This window comes from Vibrio sp. 10N.261.55.F4 (assembly GCF_041470465.1).
Taxonomy (GTDB): Bacteria; Pseudomonadota; Gammaproteobacteria; order Enterobacterales; family Vibrionaceae; genus Vibrio; species Vibrio crassostreae_C.
Genome location: NZ_JBFRMM010000020.1, coordinates 106,935 through 120,144, shown reverse-complemented (window position 1 = coordinate 120,144; position 13,210 = coordinate 106,935). Strand labels below are relative to the sequence as shown.

The following is a 13,210-nucleotide window of genomic DNA, read 5'->3' as shown; positions in this document are numbered from 1 at the left end:
AGTCTGGTCTTTAGGTTTTACAAAGTCAAAAGTTCAGCAAAATAAGCGCTTGGTGGAATTGTGTAAATAAAATGTTACACGATCGCTTGTTTCGAAAAATCGCGCAAATTGGCGCTTATAAGGAGTGGAGATAGGCTTAAAGTGAGACATTCGAAAGGAGGTGTGTAATGACTCAATATCATTCTAAGCCCGTGAGCCAAGAGGGATGGGTTGAGTGGAGCCTCGAAGAAGATGCCATTTGGCACGACTTGGTGAAAAGGCAACTGGACGTCATTAGTGACCGCGCATGCGATGCTTATTTGCACGGTTTGACCTTGCTGGATCTACCATTAGACAGAGTTCCCCAGCTGCCAGAGATAAATAAAGTGCTAATGGAAACAACCGGTTGGCAAGTTCAGCCTGTGCCTGCATTGATCGATTTCGACCGATTCTTTGATTTGCTCGCCAATAAGAAATTCCCAGTTGCGACATTTCTGAGAACGCGAGACGAGTTCGATTACTTACAAGAACCTGATTTCTTTCATGAAATTTTCGGCCATTGTGCCATGCTCACTAATGCCGATTTCGCGGCTTTCACTGAGCATTATGGAAAACTAGGCCAAGCCGCCACATCTAAACAGCGCGCTTATCTTGCCCGTTTGTATTGGTTTACGGTTGAGTTCGGTTTAGTAAAAGAAGGCCAACAACTGAAAATCTATGGCGGTGGCATTCTTTCGTCTCCAGCGGAAACTATGTATGCGTTGGGAGGGGATTTGGCCGTTCGCGAGCGGTTCGATCTGCAAACGGTTTTAAGAACGCCTTATCGTATCGACATCATGCAGCCGAAATATTACGTGATCGACGAGCTATCTGAGCTCTTTAAAATCAGTCAGGAAAACCTATTACAGCAAGCTGATCTCGCCATCGATGCGGGGTTACTACCACCACTTTTTGAACCCAAGGAACCAACACATGTTGAATGAACAAAAATGCGAAGCCTGCAGTATCGACGCGATTGCCCTAAGTGAAGATGAACAACAATCTTTACTGTTGGAGTTGTCAGACTGGCAGATCATCGAAAGAGACGGCATCCCGCAGCTTGAGAAAGTGTTTAAGTTTAAGAACTACAAACAAGCGTGGGCATTCAGCAACAAAGTGTCAGAATTGGCAGAAGAAGAGTTCCATCATCCTTCGATCTTATTGGAGTGGGGCAAAGTCACCGTCACTTGGTGGAGCCACTCAATCAAAGGCCTGCACAAGAATGATTTCATCTGCGCCTCACGCTGCGATGTGTTCGCGGTGAGTGAATAGTTTTGTAGGTTAGAAGTTACTCTTGCAACCTCTGTGATGCGATTAACTCATTATTCGGCTCATAATGTGAGTTGAATAATTGCCTTAAACAGCTCATAGTATGAGTTGAATAAGTGATACTTTCGCATCATGGGGCGTAATATGTGGATTTGGCAGCAAGATAATTGGCCAAACTTTGTTTGGGATAATCAGAAAATAGGCGTGAGGTTAAGAGAAGTACGGCTTAATCAGGGCATTCTATTGGGCAAGATTACCTCACAGTCGGCAGATCAATCCCAAACCATGCTCGACACCTTATTAGCGAACATAGTCCATTCCAGTGCGATTGAGGGAGAAAAGCTTAATGCTTTCTCGGTCCGGTCTTCTTTAGCCAATAAACTCGGTGTCAGTGAAGATCGACCTTTTCCAACGACAGAACAAACCGATGGCCTAGCTGAAATTATGTTGGATGCGGTGCAGAACCTAACAGAGCCACTAGCGCTTGATAGGATCTTACATTGGCACGATAGACTGTTTCCTCAAGGCTACACCATGTTTAACCCTGTAGTTGGAGGTCAGCTAAGAGGTGACGCTCCGATGCAAGTGGTATCAGGAAGAATTGACCGCCCAACCGTGCACTTTGAAGCGCCTAGCCGAGACATTCTTGATGCTGAGCTAGATACATTTATCAAATGGTTTAATGATTCACTTACCGACGCCACACTCGATCCTCTATTGCGAGCCGCAATCACTCACCTTTGGTTTATCACCTTACACCCGTTAGATGATGGTAATGGTCGTATTACTCGATTGTTGACCGACTTGGCATTAGCACAGGCCGAGCAGCAGTCGGTACGCTTCTATGCGATGTCGGTGGGAATTCTCGCTAACCGCAAGCATTACTACGAGATATTGGAGCGAACCCAGAAAGGGGGACTCGATATTAGCGAATGGTTGATGTGGTTCTTAGATACGTTAGACGAGACGTTTACAGGGGTTTTCGCTGAGGTCGACCAAACTGTATATAAGACCAACTATTGGCGCAGCATCGACCAAACCAAGCTTACAGCAGAGCAAGTAAAAGTGCTGAATAGGATGCTCGATGGTGATTTTTCAGAAGGTATCAATGCCAGCCAATATCAGAAAGTAGCAAAGGTGAGTAGTGCCACAGCAACACGTCATTTGAACGCTTTGATTGAGCATGGCTGCTTAGTTAAATCTGGTTCTGGTGGTAGAAGCACGCGCTATCTGTTGCCGGAATAGGAGTGATACGCTCATACTTCAACTTACTATGCCTCTAGTGACCGGATTTCAGTGGTATTCTAAGCTTCAATTACAAATCAATATTCAGTCAACTAAACATACATGAATCGAGACAGTAGGACTTTGATGAAAGCACCTTTAAAATCGAGTGGCGAAAAAGGGATCTTCAATAAATTTGATTGGGTTAAAGAGGCAGATAGCAAACTCATTAGTGCGAAATTACTTAGAGAAAACGGCAATCAGAAAACACTAGAACTTGAATCATTAATGACTACTACCTCTTACACATCAAGTGATGTTTTTGAGGTCTTAACTATCAAAGATGCTGCTTACAAATCGAGTGTTTTGATGTTGGGCTATGCACTTGAGTTGTTACTTAAATCAGGGGTTGTGTCATTACTCATATCTGCGCCTAAAGATTTACTTGAAAAAAAGGTCAGAGCTTATAGCCATAACCTAGTAAGTGTTGCTTTGGACTTAGGTATGAAACTGTCTAAGAGCGAGACTGAGCTGTTAAAAACTTTAAGTAGTTACATTATTAATGAGACTCGGTATCCAGTTACCCCTGAATCCGTTGAGGATTATTGTAATAAAACTAACGAAATCAATGGTTTTATTGCTAATGACAAATGTTTTTGTGATGGATTAGAGTTTTATAGCAAGCTTAAGAAGATTATAAATGATATTGATGGAACTCCTGACAATATGAAAATCTACTCTCGTATGGAATTGGAACGAGATGGATACATCATATTTCGAGTTGGTGGCTCTCTTCCTCCTGTCATTATTGTTAAATACTGTCAGACTCAGATTGATGCCAACACAAACACATTGGGCACGATTAAAGAGTTACTTATAAATAAGAATAAACAAAATATGTCTATCTATTCTCATTTGATGGAGTCTTCGTGGGATGCTGCTTTGTTTTTCAATGTGAGTAATAAGCAGGGCTTAACGCGAGTTCCCACTGATAGTGAGAAATAAACAGGATCACAGTTATTGACGCTCCGTGTTCTTCTTATTTATTTTATATGAGATCTGGCTTATATCGTGCAAACTTATTGGTGCTTTGAGCTAAACGCACTTTCCCAAACTAGCTTGACCTGCATCAGTGACTTGCTTGGTTTCGGGTCTCATAAACCCTTTCTGTTACTCATAGTATTGGTTTTATGAGGCTGCTCTATGATATATTTCTCGGCCAAGTGTATTACAGACGAAGGCTAGCAATGTCTATCAACCTTTCACTCCTTCCACCCAGCGAGAAAAATAAAATCGAACTGGATAAGCAAGCATCGTTTCTTGTATGGAAACTGAAGCAAGCGAAATGTGGCCCTGAAGCCATTGTTGAAGAAGCAATGAAGCTAGGTGACCCAGAAGAAAAGGCCTGGTTTGATCAGTCTGTAGAAAAATACAAACGGGTAATGGGTGTCGCATAAACGCAGACAAACCTTGCCCAGCAGTGCTGTAGAATTGAAATGACACAGTAATTTGCTAGAATTTGCACCGTTAATTGAATCAGAGAGAAGATCCCGATGGGAAGAAGTTTTGAAGTGCGCAAGGCCTCAATGGCGAAAACTGCAGGCGCAAAAATTAAAGTTTATTCTAAATACGGTAAAGAGATTTACGTACTGGCTAAGAACGGCAGCTCTGACCCAGACATGAACCTACCTCTTAAGCACCTGATTGCTAAAGCGAAGAAAGACCAAGTACCAGCACACGTTATCGAAAAAGCGATCGATAAAGCGAACGGCGGCGGCGGTGAAGACTTCCAACCAGCTCGCTACGAAGGTTTTGGCCCAGGTGGCACAAGCGTAATCGTTGACTGTCTAACTGACAACGGCAACCGTACTTTCCAAGACGTTCGCCAATGTTTCGTTAAGACTGGCGCGAAAATCGGTGTTGAAGGTACTGTTTCTCACATGTTCGCTCACCAAGCTGTATTCCAGTTCAAAGGCGAAGATGACGAGATCATCCTAGAAACGCTTATGATGGAAGACGTAGACGTGACTGACGTTGAGCTAGAAGACGGTGTAATCACTGTATTCGCTCCAACGACTGAGTTCTTCAAAACGAAGACTGCACTAAACACTGCGTTCCCAGAGCTAACGCTAGACGTTGAGGAAATCACTTTCGTTCCTCAAACAACTACGCCAGTAGCTGAAGAAGATTCTGAGAAATTCCAGAAGTTCTTAGACATGCTTGACGACTGTGATGACGTTCAGCAGGTTTACCACAACGCTGAGCTGTAATCTTTACAGTAACAAAAGTTATTAAAAAACCGAGCCTAGTGCTCGGTTTTTTTATGAACGTTATACCTGATTTTCCTTGATCATCGTTCCATAATGTACGGCTGACAAAGCGTTCTCTGGTCGCGATTTATCGCTGAACTTCATTATATTGTTCGTCTTATCCCGACATGAATCTGATTTAAGTACTCCCTGAGTATCATCGGGGTGATCGCCAAGCGTATTTAGTGTACAAAGAAAGAAAATATCAGCCAAAGGCTTTGACCCTGCTTATTGATGCATTGATTGAGAGTGTTCGATCTTTTCATAGCGATGGTTTGGTCAAATAAAAGGAGAAAGAAATGAAAGTAAGTTTTATCGGGCTAGGCGTTATGGGTTTCCCAATGGCAGGCCATCTAGTCAAAGCCGGTTTTGAAGTAACGGTATTTAACCGCACTCACAGCAAAGCGCTAGGCTGGGCTGATAAACACCAAGGTAAAGCGGCTGAATCTGTGGCTGAGTGTGTAGCGGAAGCTGACGTGGTATTGGTTTGTGTGGGTAACGATGACGACGTACGCAGCATGACAACCAGCGAAACAGGCGCATTGGCAGCGATGAAGCCAAACGCGATTCTTGTCGATCACACTACAACGTCTGCAGTTCTGTCTGAAGAGCTTGAAGTGGCAGCGAAGCAAGCCGGTATTCGCTTTATGGATGCACCTGTATCTGGTGGCCAAGCGGGCGCAGAAAATGGCGTGCTAACCATCATGTGTGGTGGCGAACAAGCGCTTTTCAACGACCTTCAACCTGTGTTCGAAGCTTACGGTAAGTCGTCAGTTCTTATGGGTAAAGTCGGCCAAGGCCAACGCGCGAAAATGGTTAACCAGATCTGCATTGCAGGAGTGTTGAATGGCTTATCTGAAGGCTTAGTGCTTGCTGAAAAATCAGGTTTGGATATCCCAACTCTGGTTGATTGCCTTAAAAACGGCGCTGCTGGCTCATGGCAGATGGAAAACCGTGCTACCACAATGGCACAAGACAAGTTCGATTTTGGCTTTGCAATTGATTGGATGATCAAAGACTTAGGTTTCTGTCTAGATGAAGCTGAGCGCCAAGGCATCCAGCTTCCACTGACTGAAAAGACCAACAACGCCTACAAGGCACTGTCTGCCGAAGGACAAGGCCGCATGGATACATCAGTATTGATGAAAGCCGTGGTTGAAGAGACAAAGAAGTAGAAAGATCGAAGTAATAGGAACTTCGTTTAGATAACTAAAAATAGCCGCGGATTAGCGGCTATTTTTTTGGTTTGAGCTCTGCCGAATGCGTTAATCCAAAATAAATCCCCTCCTAGCCTCCCCTTGATTCATATGTAGATCCCTTGCTGATCGTGGAGAGGGGAGGAATAGAACATCGATCGTTAAAAGTGTCGATATATGTTCAGTGCTAAAGAAAGTTCTCCCCCTCTGCTAAAGATCTAGAGATATTGATGAACCCAGATTGAGGGGGAGTTAGAGGGGGAGGTAACTATGGCTAATTATGCGAATAGTGTTCGTCTAGTTCCTATAAGGTTGAGACCCCACTCACACCGCCTCTCAACCATTCACTCCTTATAATTACCATTCGTCGCATTGGTAAAACTGCACGACAAATTCTAGTTAACCTTTCAACGTCAACATTTGAAAGGGATTAGAAATCATGACTACTTCACACTCATTTAATTCAGGCTCTACAACTTCTGTGCTTAAGCGTTCATTGCTGATTGCTCTTGTTTCGTTTGCACCGTCGTTAGCTTTAGCGAACCCGAGTTCAGACGTGCTCGATATCTATAACCAAGCCGCGCAAGGCAATGAAGACTTGGTTGAGGTGGCTTATGAACGCCTTAATGACACGCTGCAACAAGACGGCGCTACGCCACTGACTTTAGTTTATTTAGGAAGCACAGAAACCCTGATGGGGCGTGATGCGTTCTTACCTTGGAACAAGATGAAGTATGTGGAGAGAGGCTTATCAACCATTGATAAATCACTGGTGCTGCTGAAAGACGAAGACCAACCAATTCATGAACAACCCCGTGTTCAAGGGCTGCCAGATTCTTACCTAACTCGCGCAATGGCCGCCGTTACTTACACCTCTCTGCCAGACATGTTTAATCATTTCGATCGTGGTTATGACCTGTTCCTCTCGCTATTGGCTGAAGATGCTTTCCAGCAACAGCATTTCGCTGTGACATCGTGGATTTACCGTTATGCGATTGAGGCATCGATTCGTGCTGAAGACCTAACGCAAGCACAAGCGTGGCTAGAGCAAATGGAAACGGCCGATGCCGACAACATCGAAACGATGACTGCGAAGGCCCTAATAGCGAAAGCGAAATAAAGGGCATGGAAGCTAAACAGTTGGTTAGTAATCAGAGGAAAACGGGATGATTGAATTTAAAGATATCGGCAAAGCATATGTCACAGGCGGTCAACGTGTTGATGCATTAAACGGGGTCGATGGCCATATCCAGCGCGGTGAAATGGTGGCGTTGTGTGGCCCGTCGGGTTCTGGAAAAAGCACACTTTTGAATATTCTTGGTTTGTTGGATATGAGCTATCGAGGACAGATCAATATTGATGGCCAACCGTATCCGACAGAGCAAATCGCCGCTGCACGCTTTCGCCGTCAGTCGTTGGGTTTTGTATTTCAGCGCTTCAATCTGGTTCCAGTGATGACGGCACTTGAGAACGTGGCCTACCCATTGATGTTGAACCAGTGTTCGAAACAAGAACAGCAGACCAGAGCACAAGAGATGTTGGAGCGTGTTGGGCTAGGCGAATATGTACATCATCGCCCAGACAATCTTTCAGGCGGCCAGCAGCAACGTGTCGCGATAGCCAGAGCGCTGATCCACAACCCAAGCTTAGTCATTGCCGATGAGCCGACCGCTAGCTTAGACAGTCACACCGCCAACCTTGTGATCGACATTATGAAAGAGCTCGGCCATGAAATGGGCACCACCTTTATTGTCGCAACGCATGACCCAAGAATGGCGCAGCGTTGTGACCGAGTCATTGAACTTATCGATGGTCAACTGGCACTACAAGCCACAGCAATGGAGGCAATCTCATGGGCAAGTTAACACAAAGAATGAGCACTTTTTTGCTTCCTACCTCGGTGCGTTTGGCGTGGCTTAATTTATTGAGAAACGGTCGCCGTAGTCTGCTTTCGGTATTGATCATCGCAATTGCCGTATTTGCGCTGACCTCGGCTGGAGGTTATGGGCTTTATACCTATGAATCTCTGCGTGAATCGACCGCGCGCGATACTGGTCATCTTACTTTGAGTACGCCGGGATATTTTGAGCAAGATGAAGACATGCCGCTGAGCAATGGTCTAGACAATGTTCAAGCCCTAACCAAGAGCATTATTGGCGACAGCAATGTGCGTGGGGTGCAGCCGCGAGTCTATTTTAGTGGTTTGGTGTCTAACGGAAGCAAGTCGAGCATCTTTATGGGAACAGGCGTTAATGAGCGCGAGTTCGACATGAAAGGACCTTTCCTTGACGTGCGCAGCGGTCAAACTCTCTCTGATGTGAAATCTCCCAGATACGACAGCCAAGAGCCACAAGTGATGCTGGGAACCGACCTTGCTCGCAACCTCAAAGTTGCGGTTGATGATTGGGTGACACTGCTCGCCACCACCAGTGACGGCGCATTGAACGCTTTTGATTTTAAGGTGCAGGGTATTTACTCGACAGGAGTGCCTGAGCTGGATAAGCGTCAGTTATACGTACACATCACCACTGCCCAAGAGCTTTTAGCGTCAGATAAAGTCAGCACCTTGTCGGTCTTTCTTTTTGAAACCAACAAGACTTCGACGGTTCAACAGCGCATCCAATTGGCTTTGGACAAGCAAGTTGGTCAACAGGGCTCAGATATTGAGCTCACCCCATGGCAAGGTCGCGCGTTCTTCTACACCAAGGTTAAAGACCTTTACGACCGTATCTTCGGCATCATGGGCGCGGTGATGGCATTGGTAGTGTTTGTGTCGTTGTTTAACACCATGACCATGTCGGTGACGGAGCGAACTCGTGAGATTGGCACTTTGTCGGCACTTGGCAGTTACCCTTCTGAAATCGTGGCGGGTTTTCTAAAAGAGGCGGGCTTACTGGCGGTAATTGGCAGTGCGATAGGCGCACTAGTGAGCGGTTTAGTGTCGGTGTTATTGCTGGTGGTGGATATCCAAATGCCACCACCTCCCGGCAGAACCGAGGGTTACCCACTCAACATTTACTTCTCATTGGAATTAGTTGGTTACGCCACTTTAGGTGTGTTGACGATATGTTTGCTAGCCGCTTATTTCTCTGCTCGCAAAGGCGTAAATAAGCCAATCACGGAGGCGCTGGTTTATGTATAAATTTACTCGTTCACTCACTGTTTTAGGTTCTGTATTGGTTTTGGTTCTAGCATCGACACCAAGCTGGGCAGTCGATTCACAACAAGTCACAGAGATGATCGCCAAGGCGGATAGCTATCGCTTGAACAGCGAACAGGCATCAAAAGTGGTATCTCTGGTCGCGCTATATCAAGACGAGCAACTAGACAAAACCCGCGAATACAACGTCTACACAAGACCAAACCGAGAGTCGCTGGTCGTGTTCAAGTCGGCGGTCGAGGCGGGTCAAAAGATGCTGATGATAGAGGACAACTATTGGTTACTGATGCCGAAATCGCGCCGACCTATCCGAATCACACCAATGCAGAAACTCTTGGGTGAAGCTTCGGTAGGGGACATTTCGACGCTCACTTGGAGCGAAGATTACCAAGGTAAGTGGGTTGCCGAGCAACAGGTTGAGAGGTCGACTGGCGAGACACTCGATACTTATCATCTAAAGCTAACGGCGAAAACCAAGGGTGCCAGCTATCAATCGATTGATCTGTGGTTAACGGCAGACCGAGCGTTTCCTGTTAAAGCGGATCTGTATCTGCGTTCAGGTAAGTTAGCCAAGCAAGCTTGGTTTACTGAAGGCGTGCGAGATGGCTTGCCAAGTGTAGTTTCGATGACTTTGCTCGATAAGATTCAACCAAGTAAGAAAACCGTGATTGAGTACCGCGAGGTAAGCGAACAAGCTTTAGCGGACAAATACTACAACCCTGCTTACTTATCACGTAATAGCGTGTCTGGGCTTTAGGTGGGTGCCATGAAAGCTTCTAGTCGTCGATTCCACATCAAGCCTTTAATCGTTACTTTCCTTGTGCTGCCTTGTATGAGTAATACGACTCAAGCGGACGATCTGAACCTAGCCTGGGACTGGCAACTCAGCGCTGAGTCGGTTGAATCACGAGAGTCGCCATTCAGCCCTTTAGCATCTGATAATCGTCAGTCATTCAATGGCTTGCTGGATCTTGAGGTTGGATATGATAATTGGCTTGGTCTGTTCGCAGTGAAAGCCAACGATATTCTAAGCAACAACCCTCAAGAACAGGACGCGAGCTTTGAGTCTGAATTTATTGTGCGTGAGTTGTTTTGGCAAGGTGGTGTTGAGCTGTCGAATTCCGTAATCGGTGACCATTATTTTGATGTCACGCTTGGCAAGGTTCTTTTGGATTGGGGCGTGGGTTATGGCTACCGACCGTTAGACATCATCAAGCCGTATCGTCAGAACCCAGTAGGTATTGTCGCAGAGGAGGGCGCGGGTGTGGCATCGGTGTCACTGTTCGATATGACGGGCGAATGGACACTGCTTTACAGCGATTCATCATGGGCTTCGCAAGATGTGAATGAATTCGAAAAGCAGAATCAGCAACAAGGCTTTGGCTTACGTCGTTACAATCTTGTAGGTGATCACGAGTATCAATGGGTCGCTTATTATGACGATGTACGCCACGGCTTGCTTGGGGCGAGTTTAGTGTCGGTGTTGAACCTCGCTTGGGAGTTTCATGGTTCGATGGTTTATCAGCGACAAAGCCTTGGCTACAGCCAGCCTGATTCAATACTTAAACCTGTTTACCTCGAAGAGCAGGGCGAGGCCTATCAAGCGTTAGCAGGACTCACATGGGCCAATGACACTGGCCACAATGTGGTGTTGGAATACTGGTTTGATAGCCGAGCGTGGAGTGATTCTGAGTGGCAAAGCGCAATAGAAAGTGCCGAGTCTTTGTCAGTTAATCCGATGACAGCATCACTGGCTAGTTCTTACGCTCAAGGGTACCAACACGCCAATTTGGTTCAGCACAACATCATGTTTCACTGGTCTCTGGATTCGACACATGGCTGGCTTGAAGATATCACGCCAACGTTTGATATCATGTTGTCTCCACAAGATGGCGGTTTTATTGCAACCCAGTGGCTCAACTATCAGGCTTTAGATAATGGCAATTCATCGTTGGATTTGGAACTTGCTGCACGCTTTCTAGGTGGTAAAAGTGATTCTGCTTACGCCAACTTACCCGATAGTCATATGATTCTTTTAAATATCAAAGGACGATTTTAATGAACACTTCTCCAAACCGTCAGGCTTCATGGATCAAAAGCTTTACGCTGACCACTCTGTTTTGTTTCGTTATTGCCGTCACTACACAAACGATTTGGGGCGGCGACTTTGTGGTCAATCTCGCGATAAGTTTTGGTTTTGGTTATAGCGCAGTAGGTTCCTCTTTTATTCTGGTTAAGTTGTTTAAAACAGAATCCAGGGTATTTGAGGTGGGTATCTCAATGGTGACCGCGATGACCTTTGGTACCTTGAATGCGCACTACTGGTTAAACGGATATTTCGGAACCAATATTTCTGACCTTAAATCCGTAGTCTTGCTCGGTGTGATCTTCTGTTCGGTTTGTTATTACTATTTCTATACCCGAGAGCAACAACTGCGCGCTGATAACGAATTGGAAGTGGCCAAGCGTCGTCAGGCCGATCAAGAAAAGGTGGTGGTGCTGAGTCAGCTTAAGCAACTGCAAAGCCAAATTGAACCGCACTTCTTGTTCAACACACTTGCGACCATCAATGTGTTGATAGAGAGTGATAGCGCGAAAGCCAAGTTGATGCTCGAAAAACTCACCGACTTGTTGCGTGTGACTTTGAAAAACAGCCGCACTGAGCAATCGACCATCGCACAAGAGGTCGACTTGTTAGACGCTTATCTTAATATCCAAAAGATACGTTTGGGTGAGCGCTTAGCGTTCTCGATTGAAACACACGAGATTAGGGATTTGCAGGTGATTCCCCCGTTCTTGATTCAACCCTTGGTCGAGAATGCACTCACGCACGGTATCGAACCCAAAGCGGCGGGTGGCCAAGTGAATATCCGTATTACTCAACAAGCCGAGCAGTTGAAGATTGAAGTGTCAGACAGTGGTGCAGGGTTGAAAACACCTTCTGCGAATACGGGGCATGGTGTTGGGTTGAGCAATATTCGTCAAAGAATCGAAACCCTGTATGGTGATCAGGCAAGCCTAACGATTACTGAACACGCTGAAGGCGGGGTAGTCTCTACGATCTTGTTACCGCTGACTGACGCAGTCGCCTAGAATTACAGATCAGAAAGCACAGAACAGTGATGAAAAGTAGACGATTTACAGTGTGAATTTAAAGGACTAACCATGAGCAACCCAGCAATACAGCCGAGCGTAACGGCGATTATCGCAGACGATGAAGCACTGTTAAGGCACCACCTAGACAAGAGTTTGGCTGAGGTTTGGCCGGAGTTAGAGATCGTCGGTAAGGCACAAAACGGTTTGGAGGCGATGCAGAGTATTCAGCAGCTTAAGCCCGACGTGGCTTTTCTCGATATTCGTATGCCTGAGCTGGATGGAATATCACTAGCGAAACAACTCAACAAGCTAGATTCGCCGCCATTGATTGTGTTTATTACGGCATATGACGAATACGCAGTTAAAGCCTTTGAACACAATGCGATGGATTACCTGCTGAAGCCAATCAACGAAGAGCGTCTACTCGCTACCTGTCAGAAGGTGCAAGCACGTCTGTCGAGCAATCAAACACAATCCGGTATTACGCCTGAGCAGCCTGATATTGCGGCGCTAATGAACCAGCTTCAACAGTTATCCCAGTCAACCTCGCAGCAACCTCAATATCTCACATGGCTCAAAGCCAGTATCGGGGAAGATATCCACCTGATTGCCGTCGATGATGTCGCTTACTTCAAAGCAGAAGACAAGTACGTCTCGATATTCAAAAAAGGCCAAGGCAGTTCTCTAGAGGAGTTTATTCTTCGTGTGTCACTAAAAGAGTTGATAGCGCAGCTCAATCCTGATGAATTTTGGCAGATCCACCGCTCGGTGGTGGTGAAAGTCTCGGCCATTGATAAGGTGAAGAAAGGGCTCTCAGGCCAGATGTCGGCGTATGTGTCAGGGGAAAAGCTACCGATCAGCCGTGCCTCGCAAGCGTTGTTTAAGGGTATGTAGCGTACGAGCAAAAGGCGCGACATATCACCTTTATAATTGATTCG

14 protein-coding genes and 1 pseudogene are annotated in these 13,210 nt (G+C 45.9%); all 15 read left to right on the top strand.

The annotated features are described in order from the left end of the window. Nucleotides 1-167: 167 nt before the first annotated feature. Nucleotides 168-962: a phenylalanine 4-monooxygenase gene (phhA, locus tag AB4249_RS10745; RefSeq protein ID WP_017066732.1), complete on the top strand. Its 795-nt coding sequence runs from the start codon at nucleotides 168-170 to the stop codon at nucleotides 960-962. Next, the gene (locus tag AB4249_RS10740; RefSeq protein WP_017066731.1) at nucleotides 952-1,290 is read left to right on the top strand and encodes a 4a-hydroxytetrahydrobiopterin dehydratase; all 339 of its coding nucleotides are present in this window, start codon (nucleotides 952-954) and stop codon (nucleotides 1,288-1,290) included. Before phhA ends, AB4249_RS10740 begins: the two co-directional genes overlap by 11 nt. A gap of 141 nt (nucleotides 1,291-1,431) precedes the next feature. Beyond that, nucleotides 1,432-2,532 (top strand): Fic family protein, encoded by a 1,101-nt coding sequence (locus tag AB4249_RS10735; protein ID WP_017065111.1) that lies wholly within the window; start codon nucleotides 1,432-1,434, stop codon nucleotides 2,530-2,532. Between the two features lie 126 nt (nucleotides 2,533-2,658). Next, nucleotides 2,659-3,516 carry a hypothetical protein gene (locus AB4249_RS10730; protein WP_136974001.1) on the top strand — a complete coding sequence of 286 codons (858 nt, stop codon included), beginning with the start codon at nucleotides 2,659-2,661 and terminating at the stop codon, nucleotides 3,514-3,516. Nucleotides 3,517-3,758: 242 nt separating this feature from the next. After that, nucleotides 3,759-3,968, top strand: a complete 210-nt coding sequence (locus AB4249_RS10725; protein WP_004732615.1) for a DUF3283 family protein — start codon at nucleotides 3,759-3,761, stop codon at nucleotides 3,966-3,968. Between the two features lie 96 nt (nucleotides 3,969-4,064). Then, the gene (locus AB4249_RS10720) at nucleotides 4,065-4,781 is read left to right on the top strand and encodes a YebC/PmpR family DNA-binding transcriptional regulator (protein ID WP_010432326.1); all 717 of its coding nucleotides are present in this window, start codon (nucleotides 4,065-4,067) and stop codon (nucleotides 4,779-4,781) included. A gap of 161 nt (nucleotides 4,782-4,942) precedes the next feature. After that, nucleotides 4,943-5,107, top strand: a pseudogene (locus tag AB4249_RS10715) (LysR family transcriptional regulator); the annotation flags it as partial. A 12-nt stretch (nucleotides 5,108-5,119) separates the two neighbouring features. After that, nucleotides 5,120-5,995 (top strand): NAD(P)-dependent oxidoreductase, encoded by an 876-nt coding sequence (locus tag AB4249_RS10710; RefSeq protein ID WP_102428112.1) that lies wholly within the window; start codon nucleotides 5,120-5,122, stop codon nucleotides 5,993-5,995. A gap of 460 nt (nucleotides 5,996-6,455) precedes the next feature. Next, nucleotides 6,456-7,136 carry a hypothetical protein gene (locus AB4249_RS10705; protein WP_017065104.1) on the top strand — a complete coding sequence of 227 codons (681 nt, stop codon included), beginning with the start codon at nucleotides 6,456-6,458 and terminating at the stop codon, nucleotides 7,134-7,136. Nucleotides 7,137-7,182: 46 nt separating this feature from the next. Further along, complete coding sequence (locus tag AB4249_RS10700; RefSeq protein ID WP_017067011.1) at nucleotides 7,183-7,881, top strand: ABC transporter ATP-binding protein; 699 nt, start codon at nucleotides 7,183-7,185, stop codon at nucleotides 7,879-7,881. Next, nucleotides 7,869-9,158, top strand: coding sequence for an ABC transporter permease (locus AB4249_RS10695; protein WP_372103049.1), 1,290 nt, complete (start codon nucleotides 7,869-7,871; stop codon nucleotides 9,156-9,158). The genes AB4249_RS10700 and AB4249_RS10695 overlap by 13 nt, the downstream gene beginning before the upstream one ends. Continuing rightward, a complete protein-coding gene (locus tag AB4249_RS10690; RefSeq protein ID WP_017065102.1) occupies nucleotides 9,151-9,933 on the top strand; it encodes an outer membrane lipoprotein-sorting protein in 783 nt (260 codons plus the stop codon). Before AB4249_RS10695 ends, AB4249_RS10690 begins: the two co-directional genes overlap by 8 nt. A 9-nt stretch (nucleotides 9,934-9,942) precedes the next feature. After that, nucleotides 9,943-11,235, top strand: coding sequence for a hypothetical protein (locus tag AB4249_RS10685; protein WP_372103047.1), 1,293 nt, complete (start codon nucleotides 9,943-9,945; stop codon nucleotides 11,233-11,235). Continuing rightward, nucleotides 11,235-12,269 carry a sensor histidine kinase gene (locus AB4249_RS10680; protein ID WP_372103045.1) on the top strand — a complete coding sequence of 345 codons (1,035 nt, stop codon included), beginning with the start codon at nucleotides 11,235-11,237 and terminating at the stop codon, nucleotides 12,267-12,269. Before AB4249_RS10685 ends, AB4249_RS10680 begins: the two co-directional genes overlap by 1 nt. A gap of 72 nt (nucleotides 12,270-12,341) precedes the next feature. Then, nucleotides 12,342-13,166 carry a LytR/AlgR family response regulator transcription factor gene (locus AB4249_RS10675; protein ID WP_372103043.1) on the top strand — a complete coding sequence of 275 codons (825 nt, stop codon included), beginning with the start codon at nucleotides 12,342-12,344 and terminating at the stop codon, nucleotides 13,164-13,166. Nucleotides 13,167-13,210: the final 44 nt, after the last annotated feature.